A 17,012-nucleotide genomic window follows, 5' to 3' on the forward strand; every position below is an offset into this window, starting at 1 on the left:
GCTACGCCACTTGCATAGCTTTGTTTAAAATAAAACTCTGCTGCTCTTTTTGCTCAGAGGCGGTCTGCCCTAAAAATGAGCGGGCAGGCAAATCAATCTGCCAACTGCTCTTACTTGAGCTGCCCTTTAATTCGCGCAGTAAAAACCCTGCTTGGTTTTTACTTAAATGCTCGGTTATCCAGATTATCGTAGGCCGTTTCGTGCCTTTACCTTTCCCCCGTGGGATTGTGTAACCCGCCGCAATTAATGCACGGGCGAGGTTTTTTGTTGCTGGCCCATCTTTAGTTTGATTGCCAGCACTTGATTGTTTTTCTACATCAAGGCTGACCCCTTCTTGATGGGCGCGGGCTATCTTTGCAGTGCGTGTGTGATTAAAGTACACACGGCCGCTATCAGGTCCGTACCGCACTTTCATGCGACGCTTAAGCTTGGTGAGCATTTTCTTTTTTCTGCCGTTTGCCCTGCCTTGCCAGCGCTTCCCCATCAAGTCTTGTTGTTCAGTGATCCGCGTTTTACTACTTCGGTTTGCCGCGCGAATTGCACCGCGTATTAAATTGCGGCGCTTGTTTGGGCTAAGGCGTAAAAACGCGAGCTGCTCTTTACTTTGCCCCTCGTCAAATTTGACGTTAAGCACGGCTTATTTGCCCTAGCAATGTAAACTCTTCAGCAATCCACACGCTTTGTTCACCAAAGTCATAACGTATGCCGTCTAATTCAAACGGGCCGTTCTCTGTTTGAACAAGCTCAATCTCTTCACATAGCTGTTCAATCATCAATTCAACTTCATTGCTGTTGTCATCATTCACATCAGCACTGAATTCAAGGTCGCGGCTGTCGTATTTACCGCCATTGTTTTGCAGCCAAAACGAGGCAAAGGCACAAATCAATGCTGCTGGCGCTGAGCACGGGTTTATACTGATCACCCCTGAGTAATAAAAACGTGCGGCTAATAACCCGTTTCCATTTATTGTTTTGCTACAGGGCTCAATGCGTCCGCCTTCAATCCAACTATCAAACTGGGTATCAAGGGCTAATTTGTGACCCTGATACACAGCGCTAACTAAATGCTGTTTAAGCATTGCTATTTTGCTTTGGCTCATAGCAATTCAACCGACAAGTTCACGCTGAGCGACTGCAATAAACGCAAAGCGTTAATACTCTCGCGTTGCCAATGTTCATGATTATCAACCGCTGATTGGCTCTGTGCTGTCGCGTTATCACGGTGTGTATTGCCAAGCTTTGATACCAGCAAATTTGCTTTGGCTTTGCTGTACACAGCATCACAGTAAAAAATCACTTGTTGCGCGTTAAGCGGTTCGCTATTGGTCAGTTGAACACCGTCTAGCTCTTGGTTTATTTCTGCTTGAGCACGGGTGAGTTTTTCAACGAGCAGATCAGGTTTATTCGCGTACTCGCTGGCAACCGCGTAATGCTCAATAAAGTGAGCCGTGCCGAGTGCTGGATAATAGCCATTGCCTGGCACTTCAACATTGACGCTTTGTAAATCTGCCTGTGGCATACCGCTTAAATTCATCACACACCTTTCACTAGACCATTCACATGACAATTAAATTGGGTGTGGGCGCCACTTAGTCACATGCGTTAAGCAAGCAATGCAAACGCTGTGCTAAGTTGCCCACCGGCGATGGAGCTAGTCAGCGTCTGCCGCTTTTTCTGGCTCGCTTTGTTTTAGTAACTTTTGCAGATCTTTTAATAGCCCCTTTACACCTGCACCATCGTTAATGGCGAGGGCCTGCTCAGCAAAAATCGCAGCAAAGCCGTAATTGTGTAATGACGCATCGACCTTAGCGGTGATGGCGTAGAGCTTGCCGCCCACGACTTCTAAACCTGTCCAGTTTTGGTTTTTCACGATCTTGATTAAGCGATGCAGTACAAAACTGATTTCAAATAACCCATCATGTTTTGATTCTGATAAGTAAAAGTTGGCATCGTCGTACAACTGATCGATAACGAACGCAGGCCAATGTTTGGTATTAAACACCGTGGGTAATGGCTGCTTTTGTTCAACCATCAATGGCAATAGCCCTAGCACTGCATCCCAGCGTTTTAAATCTACTAGCCAAATAAATACCCATGCCAACACGGTGTTGGGGTGGTTTTGGCCGCTTAGGCGATAGCGGTTGATATAGCCTAGATAGTCATTACGCTTTAGGGCTTCTGACTTATAACTGGCTTTATCTGCAATATCGCTAAATGTTTTTAGTTGAGCTAAGTCAGACTCGATGGCCGCTACAAAAAACGGGTACTCTTTTTGCTCATTGTCGGTTACTGGCGTATTAGCTTGAACGGCTTCAACCGCTGCTGTTGGCGCCTTTGTGTCAGTGCTATTTGGTACGCTGTTTGCTGTTTTGGCTAATGATTTTTTAACTAAGCTCATTTAAAAACACTCTACTAGTTGGTTAAAAAGAGCCGCCCTGAAACTTGGAAAAAAGGGCGGCAATTGCTGCTGTTAGTAAACTAAACCCAGCCGTCACCTGCTTGATTTGGTAACTTCACATTGGCTGATTCAAAGTAAATCGCTTTTTCTAAGTCTTCGACGTAGTAGCAATCGTTACGTGACAGATAGTCTTCAACACGTTTTTTCTTCGCGTTATTTTCAACGCTCGTACGGGTTGAACCTGTTTGCACGTAATGACTTAGGTTGTCAAAGCTGGTGACTAAGATGCCGCGTGCGGGGAAAAAAGGAATTTTGTAACTCGCCAAGCCCCCATAGGTTTCAATGACCTGTTGAAGCTCAATTTTTGTCTTTTCGCTTGGTGTGTGTGCTTGTTTGGCGTACAGCTTATTTTTATCGTGTGCGAGTAGTTCATCACCGATAATCGCCACCATGTTGGCACGTTTATGCTCTGGAATACCTTGCAATGCGTCATGCACTGCTTGATCGAGGTTTTCATAGTCGCCGCCTGCACCAATACGGATTTCATTCACTGTTACACCTTCGGTCACAACACGCTCTGGTGCATCACGACGAAGTAATTGCAACCAACCAATGTTGACGTCATTCATCATTGGGTATGCCACAATATCCGTGGTATCAGCGGCATGCGTACCATTCCAACCGATTTTGATGATATCCAGTGCAATCGCCTGGCGAACGTGGTTACGGTAGCGTTCATGGAAATCAGGGAACTTCGACCACTGATCCATTTTCACCCATGTGATATGAATGTCACATTCAGTTGGGTAACAGCGATATTCGCGTTTATCGAGCTTCGATACATCGCGGGTTTTACGCTCTTTGGTGTCGTCGGTTTCAACACCAGCACGACCCGTCACACCACCGTCAACACTCATGATCACCGATTGACCGACTAGGTCATCAACCGGTGCGGTATTAATCATCTGTAAGAATTCAGACGATTCATACACTGCGTCATAAAGGCGTTGCTCTACAGTTGGCTCAACGTTAAATTGCTCTGACATTGATGCCACGCCATAGTTAACGGCCATGCCTGCCATAATGGCAACAAATAATTCTCTGGTTCTTGTCTTCATGTTCTTTCCTGCGTTTAAATTGGTTACGTTCAATCCGTGTGATTACAGCAACTGGCTGTATTTACCTTCGTCGCCTTCGGGTTCATCGTCGGCGTCGGTGGTATTACCCGCAGGTGCGTTTACTGCTTTTTCAAACTTGTCTGTCAGTTCTGTAAGCAGTTTTTTCGTTGTGGATAGCTCTTCTTTTAGCTCAGCTACTTGAGTGCTTTCGCCATCTTCAGGCGGTGTTTCTTCGCCTTCCACTTTGGTGGTTGAGAATGAATCAAGCTTTGTTGAAAAGCCGTCTAGCTTTTGGCTGAATTCGGCAAGCGGTGTGCCCAGTGCATCTTTTAATGCGGTGGCTAAGTCTTCTGGTTTCATATCGGGTTCTTCCTGATTGAATGAAAATAGTCGTTTAAAAAAGGGTTTTTTAGTGGGTTCATCATCGACGGGTTCGCATGCCCCTAACTCGACTTTTAATAAGGCGACGTCCTTGTCGTCTGACTTACTCTTACTGCTAAAGTTAATACGGTCTGTGTAGCAACTCGCTGGGTAATCGGTGACAGCAAGGCCTGTTAGGTAGGTTTTGCCCGAGCCCATAAAGTCACGGTTTATTTCAATGCTGAAGTACACCGCTTGATCGGCTTTGTTTAGCTCAACAAAGCTTTGATTTGGTGCAAGCACCGCATATAAGCACACCACACCTTCTTCGTTTTCGTATGCTTCAACGCTCAACACATCGCCCAACATGCCTGCTATATCAACGTTGTGTAGGTTTTTAGCTGCCCAGCCCGACCAATTGAATTCATGATCAAGGTTGATACGTGCGCCATATTTGCGCGGGTTGTAGGTTTCTACAATGTCGGCTACGTCTTGCTCTGTGATTTCACGACCATCAACTGTCATGCCTACCGCAGCAATGGAAAGTGGTTTTGTACGTAGTTGACCTGGCATAAATAAAACCTTTGTTGGTTGAGCGTTTTGCTTTAAAGTTGCTTGCAGTTTGCACCCTCTTTTTACACCTTTCCAACGGTTTAACTTTTTGAAATTCCTATATTTAGCTTTTAGGAATTGATAGGTTTTTAACTGACAGATCACACGCTTTATAACGAATACACTGCCGCTATGGATTATTAAACGCGGTGCATTATGAAGGCGAACTACGGACCAGAAATACGCAAAAAAGCACAAGACTTGTATGTGGTTGAAGGTTACACGGTGGATGAAATTGCCGACCTGGATGACATGCCAAGTGCGCGTAGTGTTCGCCGCTGGGCTGAGGCGGGCAAATGGGAGGACATGTGTCCAAGCTATAACGCTGAAATGGCCTTTAGCAAGCGCATAAACCTGCTGGCTGATAAAGACAACAAAACCGAAGCGGACTACAAAGAGCTCGACTTTTGCACGCGCCAATTATGCGCACTGAATAAAAGTAAACTTGCCCCTGCCCCTAAGCAACGTGCCATTAATGATGATGCGCCAAACCAACAAAGTAATGGCAGCAATAAAAAGTCGAAAAAGAAAAACGATTGCTCTGGCATTACCGTTGACATGCTTAATGAGCTTAAAGACAAACTACTTTACCCACACCAAAAGCATTGGTTTGAGAATCAAGATCACCGCAGCCGATTCATATTAAAGCCACGCCAAATTGGGGCAACCTTCTACTTTGCCTTTGAAGCATTTTACGATGCAGTGGTTAACGGCCGGAACAAGATTTTTATATCAGCGAGCCGCGACCAAGCCGAAGTATTTAAAGCAAATATTGTCGCGCTAGTACGTGAACACTTTAATATTGAATTAACCGGCTCACCAATGGTGTTAAACCTTAAAGGTGGTAAAACGGTTAAGCTTATTTTTAAATCGACCAACGCACGAACGGCACAATCGGAAAGCGGCGACTTATACATCGATGAAGTATTTTGGATACCAAAATACAAAACATTACGCGGCCTTGCACAAGCCATGGCCACGCACAAGCATTTACGTATTACCTATTTTAGTACGCCTTCAGTTACCAGCCATGAAGCGTATGATCATTGGAATGGTAAGTGGTACCGCAAAACAAAAGCCTGTAACGATCCTGAATTTGAAATTGATGTAAGCCACACAGCGCTGAAAGATGGCATGTTGTGTGACGACGGTATTTGGCGCCAAATGCTCACTGTACATGATGTGGTTAATTCAGGCTTTGACCGCATTGATATTGGCGTACTTGAAAACGAATACAGCACAGACGAGTTTAATAACTTGTTTATGTGTAAGTTTATTGATGATGCACACAGCGCCTTTAACCTGAACCAAATCATGGCGTGTGTGGTTGATTCAACTAAATGGGATGACTTCAATTTAGAATGGGAGCGCCCTTTTGCGTTAAAACCGGTGGTGATTGGTTTTGACCCCGCCCGCTTTGGTGATAAAGCCAGTGTGGCAGTATTAAGCTGCCCAATGAAACCAGGTGAAAAGTTCCGCCTGCTTGAAGCAATCGATTTAAGCGGTAATGACTTTGAAGCCATGGCCGCAGAGATAAAGTTACTCACTGAAAAATACAACGTACAACATATTGGCGTTGATACCACTGGGATTGGTTATGGCGTGTGGGAAATGATCACTAAGTTTTTCCCGAACGCTGAGCCTATTCATTACAACCCAATAATCAAGAACCAGCTGGTTATTAAAGCCATTAACGTGATTAAAAACCGCCGCTTTGAGTTTGACCAAGACGCGGTAAACATTGCCAGCTCATTTATTAATATTCGCCGTAAAGTGTCTGGCGACCAGATCACGTATGCCACCAACCGCACAGCCACCACAGGCCATGCCGATATTGCTTGGGCAATTATGCATGCTATGAAATTTGAACCATTGGACGGCAATGCCCACAGCCGCCAAACCTCTGTAGGAATTGCAGCTTAATGAGTAAACCACGATTACAAGTCAGTAACGGCCAATTGCCGAACTACAGCCAACGAACAGCCGTAACCGATACCTTTAGTTTTGGCGACCCTGAGCCGTGCTTAGATAATCGACTCACTGATTACATTGGTGTGTTTAGTGATAGCAACGGTATTTATGCACCGCCTATTAGTTTGCAAGGTTTGGTGAAACTGCTCAGAGTGAATGCTCAGCATGGGCCCATACTCTACTTTAAGCGCAACATGATCTTAAAGTGGTATAAACCAAACCCATTGTTGAGCCACCAAGCACTAAGCAAATTTGCGTTTGATTTACTTTGGAGTGGTAACGCCTACTTGCAGATTATTCGTAATGCGTTTGGGCAAGTGATTAGGCTGCGCCATTTACCCGCATTGACGATGCGTTATACCAAGACGCGTGGTGTCTACGCCCAGCTTAGCAACCGCACTCACCAACCTATTTATTTCAAGGCTGGCGAAGTCATTCACGTAAAAGAGTACGACCCTGCGCAAGGTATTTATGGCATTCCGCAATATTATGGCGGTATTCAGTCTGCACTACTCAATGAAGATGCCACTTTATTTAGGCGCCGTTATTACAAAAACGGTGCGCACATGGGCTTTATCTTCTCCATGGCAGATCCAAACTTAAGTGAAAAAGACGAAGCTGCACTAAAAGAAGCGATTCGAAATTCAAAAGGCGTGGGTAACTTTCAAAGCCTGTATTTTAATTTCCGCAGCAACAAAGCCGATGCTGAAAAGGCGATAAAGATAACGCCTGTCGGTGATATATCCACTAAAGACGAATTTGAGCGCATCAAAAAAATAACCCTAAACGACATGCTCAGCATGCACCGCGCACAAGAAGCACTCAGCGGGCAATCATCTGGTGATAGCCCTGGCTTTGGTGATTTAGACAAAATCACCCGCGCTTATTACAACAATGAAGTGGTACCGCTTCAGCAAGACGTACTGGGTATTAATAACTACTTACCCGCTGCACAGCATATTGAATTTAAAGAGCCTGAGTATTCAGACTTAAACCCAACAACAAAGGAAAGCGCATGAGCTGGTTAGACATCATTGAATTTATTAAACAATGGGGGCGATTATTTATGTTGAGTTTCTTAGCAGCCACTATCCAAATGTATTTAAGCAAACGACAGTTCACGTTTTTTCATTACTTTATGAGCGTACTGATTGCGATATTTGCAGCCTACTTAGCCGCCATGTTTTGTGAATGGCGAGGTTTTGATGAAAGTTTAAAAACGGGTGTGATTGGTGTAACGGCCTATGCTGCACCGCACTTATTGGAAGGGCTCGACAAAGTGATCAAGTCATTCAGTAAAGACCCAAAAGCCTTTATTAAATTAATTAGGGGGATCAAATAATGGGCTGGCTTAAAACACTCATCGCATTTATTACAGACCCAATAGCCGATTTAACCGGCGGCTATGTTGAGCGTAAACGTATTGCGGCTGAAATGGCCGCAGACGTCGCGCGCGCCGAAAACAATTTTAAAATTGCGCAGTTTGAAGCAAAGGCAAAGCGTTGTATGCAAGCGGAGCAAAATGATGCTGATTATGACTTACTTGTGCTGAAGAACCGCGACAAAACCTTTATGGATGAAATCATTATTTTATTCTTTTTGGGTTTATTCATCTGTCACTTCATACCAGCAATGCAACCGTATATGCAAAAAGGTTGGCAAGCTATGGGCTATAAAGGTGCGCCCTGGTACTTTGAGTTTGTGATAGTGGGGATTGCCGTTTCAACGCTTGGGTTAATGAGATTATTTAGGGCGTTTTGGGGTGGTCGCAGTAATAGTAAGAAAAGCGCTAGTTAGGAGCTAGCGCCTCAAGCTTTAATTATAGTAGCTCATATCTGAGCTTACAGTTTTAATGAATAGGTTTAAATTTCACCTGACAGACGGTTGTGAGCGAACAGCGGAAGTTCGTTCAAACACGTTTTTGGACATTTATGAGTTAAAGCCGTAAATGGCTATATGCAATATACTGTCGTTACATTTGTGTGCCCAAGGGGAAGGTTTACGGCTTTGACTTGTTGTACTTATGTAAAGCCTTATGTGCGAAAAATTATTTTTTTAAGGGGAGGTATGTTATTTTCACCTTCAGATACCCCCTCTATTGATTTTATATGGAGGTAATTTTACTAAAAGGATTTTTGTAATGCAGTTTGTGAATAATGGACCAAATATTCCTGAAAAGCTATTACAAGCACATGAAGAAGGTAAGGTTGTTTTCTTTTGCGGTGCTGGGATATCTTTTCCAGCTAAACTCCCGGGGTTTGGTGGGCTTGTTAGAAGCCTATATGAGAATCTAGGTGTTGTTCCTTCACCAATACAAGAGCAAACATTAAAGCTAGGACAATTTGACACTGCTGTATCATTACTAGAAGCGACTAGACCAAGTAGTGAATGGAGAAACGCTGTTAGAAAAGAGTTGGTTAATCAATTAAAACCTGATTACTCTGATGCAAATGCTACTACTACACACAAAGCTTTACTTCAGCTCGCAACAACAAAAGATAAACGAGTTCGTTTAATAACTACCAACTTTGATAGAATTTTTCAAGACGTTAGCTTAAGTGAAAAAATAGACTTTCCTATATTTCAAGCTCCATTACTTCCAGTCCCAAAAAGTAGGTGGAGTGGTTTGGTTTATTTACATGGATTAATACCTGAGAACATCAGCGATTTTGACCTTGATAATTTAGTTATTTCAAGTGGTGACTTCGGATTGGCATACTTGAATGAGAGATGGGCTTCACGGTTTGTTAGTGAGCTGTTCAGAACTTATGTAGTGTGCTTTGTAGGATACAGCCTTAATGATCCTGTACTTAGATATATGATGGATGCTTTAGCAGCGGACCGTTTATTAGGTGAATCACCTCCTGAGATGTTCGCGTTTGGTAATTATAAAACAGGTAAAAATGAAGAAAAAGAATATGAGCACGAAAAGCAAAACTGGTTAGCTAAAAATGTCACACCTATTTTGTACAAAAACCACCGACATCATTATTATTTACATAAAACGTTAGAAAAATGGTCTGAAACCTATAGAGACGGACTGGTTGGAAAGCAACAAATAGTAGTAACGACTGCTTTTACAAAGCCATCTGAAGCAGATTTAGATAATGGATATGCATACAGACTTGCTTGGGCTTTAAGTGATCCAACTGGTATTCCTGCAAAAACATTTGCTCAATTAACCCCCCCTCCACCTATTGAATGGTTGAATGTACTTAATGAAATTAAGCTTGATAAAAGTGATCTACCACGTTTTGGTATAGTAGACACAAGCTTTAAAGAAAATTTTGAGTTTAGACTTTTCAGTAGGCCTCCAAAAAGCGCTTTTTCACCAAATATGTCATTAGCAACTTTTTCTCATGATGAGGTACAGTGGGATAATGTAATGAACTTTCTTGGCATCTGGTTAGTTAAGCACTTAGATAAACCAGAACTTGTTCTCTTTATATGTAAACAAGGAGGAAGGCTACATAGCGATTTACACTGGAAAATTAATAATGAGCTAAGAGCGCACAGGAAAAATAGTGGTGACATTTTATGCGCTAATTTAAGTGAAGAAATGCTAACTATATGGGAGTTAATACTATCGGGCTATTGCACTAATTCTAGCCATCGTTTTAGTCTTTACTCATGGGTAGATAAATATAAGGTAAACTATTTATCATTACCCCTCAAACATGAGCTAAAGACATTACTTTCTCCAAGAATCCGTTTTAGTGAGCCTCTGAGTTTAGCTAGCTCTGTGAGTGGGATAAAACGTATTTTTAGGAGTGAGGTTGTTCTCACTAGTTCTCACCCATATTCCGCGTTGAAAGAACTAAATAAAGTTGATAAATGGAGCCATGATATTGGTAATCTATTTATTGAGTTTAATTTAATTCTATTAGAAATAATGGAGTTGAAGAGTTTACTGGGGGAAGTAAATGAGTATTATGATTATTCATACATTCACCAGCCTTCGATCGCGAAACATCCACAAAATAAACATCATAATGATTGGACTGTATTAATTGAGTTAGTTAGAGACTCATGGCTTGCAATGAAAACAACCAATTCCAATGCCGCTATGAACGCTATTATGGATTGGTGGGCGTTACCATTTCCAATCTTCAAAAGGTTGGCATTATTTGCTTTAGCAGAGTTACCCCAAAATTTTTCAGTGGATGTAAATGAGCTACTGGAAATAGATGACTCACGTTGGTTATGGAATACCGCGACACAACGAGAGATACTAAGTTTATTACCAAAACTTTTTTTAAATTTAAGTGGTGTTGATAAGAATCGACTAGTTTGTAATATTTTAAAAGGGCCATCTAAATCTTGGTTTAGGAAAGAACTTACAGAGCAAGAGTTTAAGGATATTAAAGATCGTGCTATTTGGCTTAGATTATCCAAATTAAAAAATTCTAGACTAAATGTTGGTATTGAGGGTGATAGGGCATATGAAAAAATGCTTCAAAAGCATCCAATATGGGGGGAGAAAATTAAAGAGGAACAAGAGTTCCCTTTTTGGATGAGTACAGGTTTTCATAAAGGACTGGAAAATAATACTCCTTCAGAGCTTAATAGTTTAATAAAATGGCTGGAGGATAACCCTGAGGGAGGGTTTCGAAATGAAGATGATTGGTCCATTCGATGTAGAAAAGAACCAAAATTTGTTATAGAGGCACTTATTCAATGTAATTCATGGCTACCAGAACGATGGAATGAGGCAATAAACATTTGGTCTGAAAATAGGCGGCTTTCTTATATTGCTTGGGACTCGTCATGTAATTATCTTCTAAGTTTAGAGAAAGAAAAGTTAGTCGACATATCAAGGTCTCTTGCGTTTTGGCTTGATAAAAATTTCGATTGTAAGGTAATTACAAAAAGTAAATTTTTTACCTTTTATGATCTATTAATAACTTTACCATTTGAAAAAGAGATTGATATTAATAGAGATCCTCTAATGGCTGCAATAAATCACCCCGTTGGAATCTTGACTGAACTTTTATTTAAACAATGGTATAGAGAAAAACCCAAAGATGGTTATGGTATAAGTTCAGATTATGAGGAAAGGCTCAACCATCTGTGTAATCAAGATAATGAAATATATATTTTATCTAAAGCAATTATATCTACTAATGTTTTATCTCTTTATAGAGTTTCACCTGAGTGGGCTGAAGAGCATATTTTAAACTGGTTTAATTGGAGCGATTGTAGTTTTTCTCAGGTAGCATGGTTTTGCTACTTATGGTCACCAAGATTGCACAAAGAGTTTTTAATTAAAATAAAAGCAAATTTATTAGAAACAGCATCTCATTTAGATGATTTAGGTGAACAATCACAACAGTATGCTAAATTTTTAACCTATGTTGCTCTCCAGAAATATGATGAATATGGAGTCAAAGAAGTCGCCGTTGCCTTCTCACAACTCTCCGGAAATGCTTTTTATCATGTTACTGTTGCTTTAAACGATGCATTAACGAGTTCTGGAGATAAATTTGATGAATACTGGGAAAATAGAATTAAACCCTTTTTATTAAAAGTTTGGCCTAAAAATCAAAATTTTAATGAATTAACAATAAATCAACTTGCAATTCTATGTTTAAACACTCAAAAATATTTTGTAGAAAGTTATTCTATACTGCAGCATAGTTTAAGTAATATTAGTGATTTTAATTATTTATTGAGAAAGTTAAATGAAACAAATTTACCTGAGGAATATCCTGAAACTGTATTGAAGTTTTTAAATCAAATTATCGAGGATGAACCTAGAATTATATTGGGTGATTTAAACGCAATTTTAGCTCGAATTAGCTCAGTTGATCCATTATTAATAGAAACTCAAAAATTCTCTAGATTAAATGCGTTGGGAATGCTAACAGGTTAGTCCTGTATGGTTCTTCTGAGTTCAAACATAACATTTTTAATTTTGAAGTTTTAGTCAATGACCGTCCGTTAATCTCGAAGCAAACCTTTAGAGCATTTACGTTAGCTCGGAATGGGGCAAAAAAGAGTTAAAGCCGAACGTCCTAAAATAGCACAATTGCAACAGTCAGATTTGATTGTGTTCTAACGATCGAACCTGACAGATCAAGTTAAGACTTATTCACTTTTATTTTGCGATTTTTCAATTTTAGGTAAATCACCACCTTTTTGATCTTTTCATTGTCACTTTATGTCAAACATTGTCACAGTTGTGACATTCAGATCTTTTTTAAGTATCCCTCAGATCCTTTAAATACAAGAGCTAGCTAAAAATAGCATGTCACAATGGTAGTCAATTTGACGCATTTTTTGCACGAAAGCGGAAGGCGAGGAGGAGTGAATTTTTCAGCCTTTGAGTTCTCTGCTAGTAGTGGGATGGTTATTTGTCAGACAAACGAACACTGTATATAATCACAGTTATTGTTTTGTTAATTTATATTGGTGTGGCTATGCGGGTAACGTGTCCGAACTGTGGAAGTAAAGCGTCTATTTCATCAAGAGAAAATCAATCAACCCATGTAGCTGATCTATACATTTCATGTACTGACGTTAAAAACTGTGGGGCAACGTTTGTTAGTACATTGGCATTCAAGCATTATCTAAACCCTCCGCGAAAGACAACAGCACAGCTAGCAGCTTCACTAATAAAAACTTTACCAAGACATGAACAACTGGAATTATTAGCAATATAGAATTTAGTTTATAATTCTAATATTGGTTTTGTGCTATGTTTTGCCTGAGATATAAAGTGTTGATTTCTAGTAAAGTTTATCATTAGCTATAATGAGTCAGAATTTTCTACAAATATAATTAACTAGATCATATTTACTTGAGCCTACTATCAAACCTGTCCACTTTGAATTTGTTGACCAGTCCTTCAGGGGTTTCGAAGGATTATCTTTAGCTCCGTCTTCACTAGACCCTGCAAGCGTAAAATACTGGTTAGTATTACAGTTAATTTTCAATTGGGTGAAATCTGTGTACTCGTTATTTTTGCCAACTCGACTGGTTAGCACTTTGATGATTCTACCACCCAAATTTTCATTTTCTAATACAAAGTATTTCCCACTATCACCTGCGCTAGGTGCTCTATACAATTCTCCTGCATAAGCCTGTCCAAATATTACGCCCAAGATTACAAATAAAATGAATCTCTTCATGATTTATCCCTATCTACTTAAAATTAAGTTTTACTGAATTATTTTTTAATAGTTTTAGCATATAAATTTAATAATTACTAAACCTTAAAGTGATTAGGCCATCAACTCTACTGACCACCAGTCATCCTCACTTACTGCAGAAGCTTGTCCATCATTAACTAACAAGGCTAGATCCCAATCCCCTATTTTAATAAAGCCCTTATCGTGCTTTGTTGCAATCAATGAATCACGACCATCATGCTCAGCATATGTGTATGCAAGCTCTATTAACTCTTTTGCTTCTTGTCTATGTGCATCTGTTACATGCCAACTACCCGATTTTTGGGCGAGTGTTTTCGCTCGATATTCAATAGCGAGTCGTTTTTCATGTTTTTGTTGGTCGGCTTCGTCCAGAACCTGCAATTGACCATTTCGTATTTGGTAAATTTGGTCGTTTCGCCTGATCCTTTTACCCGAAATTAGATCCTTTTTAACCTGCTCGATCTCTTTTTTGTCATAACCCACCATATCAAGTAACAACTCGTCCCTAGAGCCCGTGGCTATGGGCGTACAGTTATTACCACTAGTCCAAGATAGGTCGGCTACGCCGACGTTGGTAGTGTCTTTAGCTGCGGTTTTCTCTGCTGTACCTTTGAGTTGCCTGGTCCACTCGACTAATCGGGTTATTAACTGGTTATTGGTCAAGGTTCGGTAAACGCCTTTAATGCGCTTCACCAATTCAGCGTAGTCATTACCTTGCGGGGTTTCTTCGTAATGGGTTTTAAAGTTTGCATCGCGTCCTATACACATGCCGCCTTGTAATTTTACGTAGTCTTTCCAGTTTGCAGCATCCGCAGCTTGGCGGATTGGCTCAAACTCGTCGTCATCAAGTGCTGTACGCATACGGCGTAGTTCACGATAAACGGTGACACTTGGCGAACCTTGAAACTGAAATTGCCGAATATTCCACGTACTTGCCCAGGCTAAAACAGGACTAACCTGGCTCGTTAAGCTTTCACCAGTTTCTGCATCTTCATGATCATTAACACCATAACCATCAATATTTTTGCTTATGTATTTAGCAATATAGCTAGCTGCACTACCCTTATTTTTATCCATGATCACAGCATCAAAGCGCGGGGAAAAAGTACGGTAAAACTTGCTTGGTTCTTTCGCCTTTTTGCCTTGCTTTTTTTTAAAGCCCCACTCTTGGCGTTTTTGTTTATAGATTTTAAATAAACGAGCTTTTTCTGTGTTAGCTCGATAAGCAACACAAGCCTCTACTAGCTTAAGGTGAGTCCCCTCTTTATCTACATTTACCCATTTGTTGAATACTTTGGCGCGGGTAAGTTCAGGGCCATAACGATCGTAAAGCTCGGTTTTATCTTCTTGGATAAAGTACCAACGTAAAATTGCATTGATTTCCTGCACCTTATGCTTAGGCATGAAAAACATCATGTGCCAGTGCGGGCACCCGTCGGCGTGTGGCTCAACTACGCGCACACCAAAATATTTAAGGTCACGACGGTTTAATTTAGAACGGGCTCGCGCCCACGTGCGGGTAAGGTAATTTTGCGCATCTTTAGGGGTTGAACCGTCCCACGTACTTGCATTGGCATGAAAACGCGCTGGGCATGTAATGGTATAAAATACACCTGTGTAGCCCATTTCGTCGGCTAGCTCTTCGGTTTCGCGTATACGTAGCATTAGCTCATTACGGCGGTTAGCAGGGTTTGCCATCCCACTTTTCACAGCTTCTATTAGGTCAATTACGTCGCCGTCAGTGCTTTGTAGCTCCATCATTTCAAGGAACTGCCGCCCGCTTGCTTGCGCAAAGCTAAATTCACGTTGTGCTTGTTTTGATGAATAGGGGCTAATACCACGGCGTTTGGACTTTTCGCTTTTTTTGTCGTAATAAAGGTCTTTACCCACCTGCCCTGTGGCTATTTCTAATAGCTCTATAAATTGTCGGCGTAGAGTTTTTAGTTGGCGAGTCCACCACTTATCACACTGCATTTTAAGAAGTGCAATTTCAAAGCATTCACTCGGTAAGTCATCATCACGCATAGCGTAAAATGGTACGTTTACACCAATGGCTTTTGCATGCTCGGCTACTGCTTCATATGTAAACCTGAGTATTTGCTCATACTCTAACGTTTGATGCTCTTCGCTCACATCAAGCGCTATTTGCACACATTCAATTGCCAAGTCACCGGCATGTTTTTTTGTTTTCTCAACACTACTTAAAATATGCCACGGTAATGGCATATTTTGAGTAATACTGAACAACACGCCAAAGCGTGGTTTTAATCGGTTTATAGTACGGCGCAACCATGTATTAGCACGGTACTCACTCCCCGCTTTCTTTTGGTTATATCGGTCAATGTATTTACGTGCTATTCGGCTTTGTAATGGCACAGGCACACTTTGTAAGCCACGCGCCAGATAGTTGTAGTTGTCGATATCGCTAATAGAAGAAATTAAACCCTTAGCTATGCTCGATAGTCTAAGGGTTTCTAAATTAAGAGGTTGATTCGTTAGCATCGCTATGCAAACTCAATCAAGCTTAGATCGTCATGAACTTGAACCGCCTCTAGTACGCTCACCATTTTGTCGTAAACATGCGCATACTCAGGGTAGTCATCAACAATAAGCTTAATCACCGGCATAAAGTCAGTAAGGCAGTTTTCACATTCCATCAACATGGCAAACGTTGGACGCTTACCTAAGTTCCTTACAGTAAAATTAACTTGGTCAATGGCATGTAATACGATGTTGTCTACTAAACGCTGATTTTTAGATAGATCTTGGTCTTTGATAGTGGTCATTTTTAGTCGTCCTTTGGGGTTTTGGATTTGGTTAAATTACAAATATTTCTGCTGCGGCTGGATAGCCTTTGCAAAATACAAAATGGGCGTATTCAGTAGAGTCGGTTTGACTTGGTTTTTCAGGATTGAAACCTGGTCGTTTACTATGAACATAAACGGCCGCAAGCGGTAAGCGTTGCCACATGGGTTTACGCTTTTGGCTACCAAGCCAATTTAAGCGTTGCAGCATAATTACTAAGCCGTGATCATCAACCATATCAAGGGCTTTTTCTGTAAATTCTTGCGCTAACTTAAATGGTGGGTTGGTGATGATCATGTTGAATGTTGGCAAAAATGCACTTGGTGTTGTTAAAAAATCACGGCCTCTAATCTCTGCGCGTGAATCTTCACGAATGTCCCAGCTTTCAACACTAAAGCCGTGCTGTTCTAATACCGTTGGGTAACTCATTGGGTATTGTTCACAACCGCCTGCACTTGGATCTAATACTCTTGGGTATTCATCTGGTGAACAAAGCAAAATATTATTTTCAGCAAAGGCCGCTAGAAAATCTTCAATTAGCCAATGTGGTGTTACATAGTAATCATCCGCATTGCGCACAGTTCCGCGATTTGTTGA

16 protein-coding genes are annotated in these 17,012 nt (G+C 41.1%); 6 read left to right on the plus strand and 10 right to left on the minus strand.

Annotated elements, in window-relative coordinates; genetic code table 11:
* Position 1: 1 nt before the first annotated feature.
* From NYF15_RS08220 to NYF15_RS08245, 6 genes are all read right to left on the minus strand, one after another.
* On the minus strand, positions 2-634 hold the full coding sequence (locus NYF15_RS08220) for a phage virion morphogenesis protein (protein ID WP_371353305.1): 633 nt from the start codon (positions 632-634) through the stop codon (positions 2-4).
* Positions 627-1,100 carry a phage tail protein gene (locus NYF15_RS08225; RefSeq protein ID WP_371353306.1) on the minus strand — a complete coding sequence of 158 codons (474 nt, stop codon included), beginning with the start codon at positions 1,098-1,100 and terminating at the stop codon, positions 627-629. Before NYF15_RS08225 ends, NYF15_RS08220 begins: the two co-directional genes overlap by 8 nt.
* On the minus strand, positions 1,097-1,534 hold the full coding sequence (locus tag NYF15_RS08230) for a phage head protein (RefSeq protein ID WP_371353307.1): 438 nt from the start codon (positions 1,532-1,534) through the stop codon (positions 1,097-1,099). Before NYF15_RS08230 ends, NYF15_RS08225 begins: the two co-directional genes overlap by 4 nt.
* A gap of 117 nt (positions 1,535-1,651) precedes the next feature.
* A complete protein-coding gene (gpM, locus tag NYF15_RS08235; protein WP_371353308.1) occupies positions 1,652-2,398 on the minus strand; it encodes a phage terminase small subunit in 747 nt (248 codons plus the stop codon).
* Positions 2,399-2,478: 80 nt separating this feature from the next.
* Positions 2,479-3,516 carry a phage major capsid protein, P2 family gene (locus NYF15_RS08240; protein ID WP_341803346.1) on the minus strand — a complete coding sequence of 346 codons (1,038 nt, stop codon included), beginning with the start codon at positions 3,514-3,516 and terminating at the stop codon, positions 2,479-2,481.
* A 42-nt stretch (positions 3,517-3,558) separates the two neighbouring features.
* On the minus strand, positions 3,559-4,449 hold the full coding sequence (locus NYF15_RS08245; protein WP_371353309.1) for a GPO family capsid scaffolding protein: 891 nt from the start codon (positions 4,447-4,449) through the stop codon (positions 3,559-3,561).
* 195 nt (positions 4,450-4,644) lie between these two features.
* On the opposite strand from NYF15_RS08245, the gene NYF15_RS08250 reads away from it, so the two are divergent.
* The 6 genes from NYF15_RS08250 to NYF15_RS08275 all read left to right on the plus strand — a co-directional run bounded on the left by NYF15_RS08250 (position 4,645) and on the right by NYF15_RS08275 (position 13,121).
* Entirely contained in the window at positions 4,645-6,411 is a 1,767-nt protein-coding gene (locus tag NYF15_RS08250; RefSeq protein WP_371353310.1) for a terminase large subunit domain-containing protein, read from the plus strand.
* Positions 6,411-7,478, plus strand: coding sequence for a phage portal protein (locus NYF15_RS08255; protein ID WP_371353311.1), 1,068 nt, complete (start codon positions 6,411-6,413; stop codon positions 7,476-7,478). Before NYF15_RS08250 ends, NYF15_RS08255 begins: the two co-directional genes overlap by 1 nt.
* Positions 7,475-7,801, plus strand: coding sequence for a phage holin family protein (locus tag NYF15_RS08260; protein ID WP_341803350.1), 327 nt, complete (start codon positions 7,475-7,477; stop codon positions 7,799-7,801). Before NYF15_RS08255 ends, NYF15_RS08260 begins: the two co-directional genes overlap by 4 nt.
* Entirely contained in the window at positions 7,801-8,256 is a 456-nt protein-coding gene (locus NYF15_RS08265) for a hypothetical protein (RefSeq protein WP_371353312.1), read from the plus strand. Before NYF15_RS08260 ends, NYF15_RS08265 begins: the two co-directional genes overlap by 1 nt.
* Before the next feature lie 343 nt (positions 8,257-8,599).
* Positions 8,600-12,331, plus strand: coding sequence for an anti-phage defense-associated sirtuin Dsr1 (gene dsr1, locus NYF15_RS08270; RefSeq protein WP_371353313.1), 3,732 nt, complete (start codon positions 8,600-8,602; stop codon positions 12,329-12,331).
* Positions 12,332-12,878: 547 nt separating this feature from the next.
* A complete protein-coding gene (locus NYF15_RS08275; RefSeq protein ID WP_371353318.1) occupies positions 12,879-13,121 on the plus strand; it encodes an ogr/Delta-like zinc finger family protein in 243 nt (80 codons plus the stop codon).
* Between the two features lie 96 nt (positions 13,122-13,217).
* Here NYF15_RS08275 and NYF15_RS08280 read toward each other — a convergent pair whose 3' ends face one another.
* The 4 genes from NYF15_RS08280 to NYF15_RS08295 all read right to left on the minus strand — a co-directional run.
* A complete protein-coding gene (locus NYF15_RS08280; protein ID WP_371353314.1) occupies positions 13,218-13,589 on the minus strand; it encodes a hypothetical protein in 372 nt (123 codons plus the stop codon).
* A 93-nt stretch (positions 13,590-13,682) separates the two neighbouring features.
* On the minus strand, positions 13,683-16,112 hold the full coding sequence (locus tag NYF15_RS08285; RefSeq protein WP_371353315.1) for a replication endonuclease: 2,430 nt from the start codon (positions 16,110-16,112) through the stop codon (positions 13,683-13,685).
* 2 nt (positions 16,113-16,114) lie between these two features.
* Positions 16,115-16,396 (minus strand): hypothetical protein, encoded by a 282-nt coding sequence (locus tag NYF15_RS08290; RefSeq protein ID WP_371353316.1) that lies wholly within the window; start codon positions 16,394-16,396, stop codon positions 16,115-16,117.
* A gap of 31 nt (positions 16,397-16,427) precedes the next feature.
* A partial coding sequence (locus NYF15_RS08295) for an SAM-dependent methyltransferase (protein WP_371353317.1) occupies positions 16,428-17,012 on the minus strand: 585 nt, incomplete at its 5' end.

The sequence above is a fragment of the Pseudoalteromonas sp. 68 DY56-GL68 genome (genome assembly GCF_041414825.1).
GTDB lineage: Bacteria > Pseudomonadota > Gammaproteobacteria > Enterobacterales > Alteromonadaceae > Pseudoalteromonas.

Coding starts and splice junctions, on each gene's coding strand:
- NYF15_RS08225 (WP_371353306.1), bottom strand. CDS start 1,100: ATGAGCCAAAGCAAAATAGCAATGCTTAAACAGCATTTAGTTAGCGCT.
- NYF15_RS08230 (WP_371353307.1), bottom strand. CDS start 1,534: ATGAATTTAAGCGGTATGCCACAGGCAGATTTACAAAGCGTCAATGTT.
- gpM (WP_371353308.1), bottom strand. CDS start 2,398: ATGAGCTTAGTTAAAAAATCATTAGCCAAAACAGCAAACAGCGTACCA.
- NYF15_RS08240 (WP_341803346.1), bottom strand. CDS start 3,516: ATGAAGACAAGAACCAGAGAATTATTTGTTGCCATTATGGCAGGCATG.
- NYF15_RS08245 (WP_371353309.1), bottom strand. CDS start 4,449: ATGCCAGGTCAACTACGTACAAAACCACTTTCCATTGCTGCGGTAGGC.
- NYF15_RS08250 (WP_371353310.1), top strand. CDS start 4,645: ATGAAGGCGAACTACGGACCAGAAATACGCAAAAAAGCACAAGACTTG.
- NYF15_RS08255 (WP_371353311.1), top strand. CDS start 6,411: ATGAGTAAACCACGATTACAAGTCAGTAACGGCCAATTGCCGAACTAC.
- NYF15_RS08260 (WP_341803350.1), top strand. CDS start 7,475: ATGAGCTGGTTAGACATCATTGAATTTATTAAACAATGGGGGCGATTA.
- NYF15_RS08265 (WP_371353312.1), top strand. CDS start 7,801: ATGGGCTGGCTTAAAACACTCATCGCATTTATTACAGACCCAATAGCC.
- dsr1 (WP_371353313.1), top strand. CDS start 8,600: ATGCAGTTTGTGAATAATGGACCAAATATTCCTGAAAAGCTATTACAA.
- NYF15_RS08275 (WP_371353318.1), top strand. CDS start 12,879: ATGCGGGTAACGTGTCCGAACTGTGGAAGTAAAGCGTCTATTTCATCA.
- NYF15_RS08280 (WP_371353314.1), bottom strand. CDS start 13,589: ATGAAGAGATTCATTTTATTTGTAATCTTGGGCGTAATATTTGGACAG.
- NYF15_RS08285 (WP_371353315.1), bottom strand. CDS start 16,112: ATGCTAACGAATCAACCTCTTAATTTAGAAACCCTTAGACTATCGAGC.
- NYF15_RS08290 (WP_371353316.1), bottom strand. CDS start 16,396: ATGACCACTATCAAAGACCAAGATCTATCTAAAAATCAGCGTTTAGTA.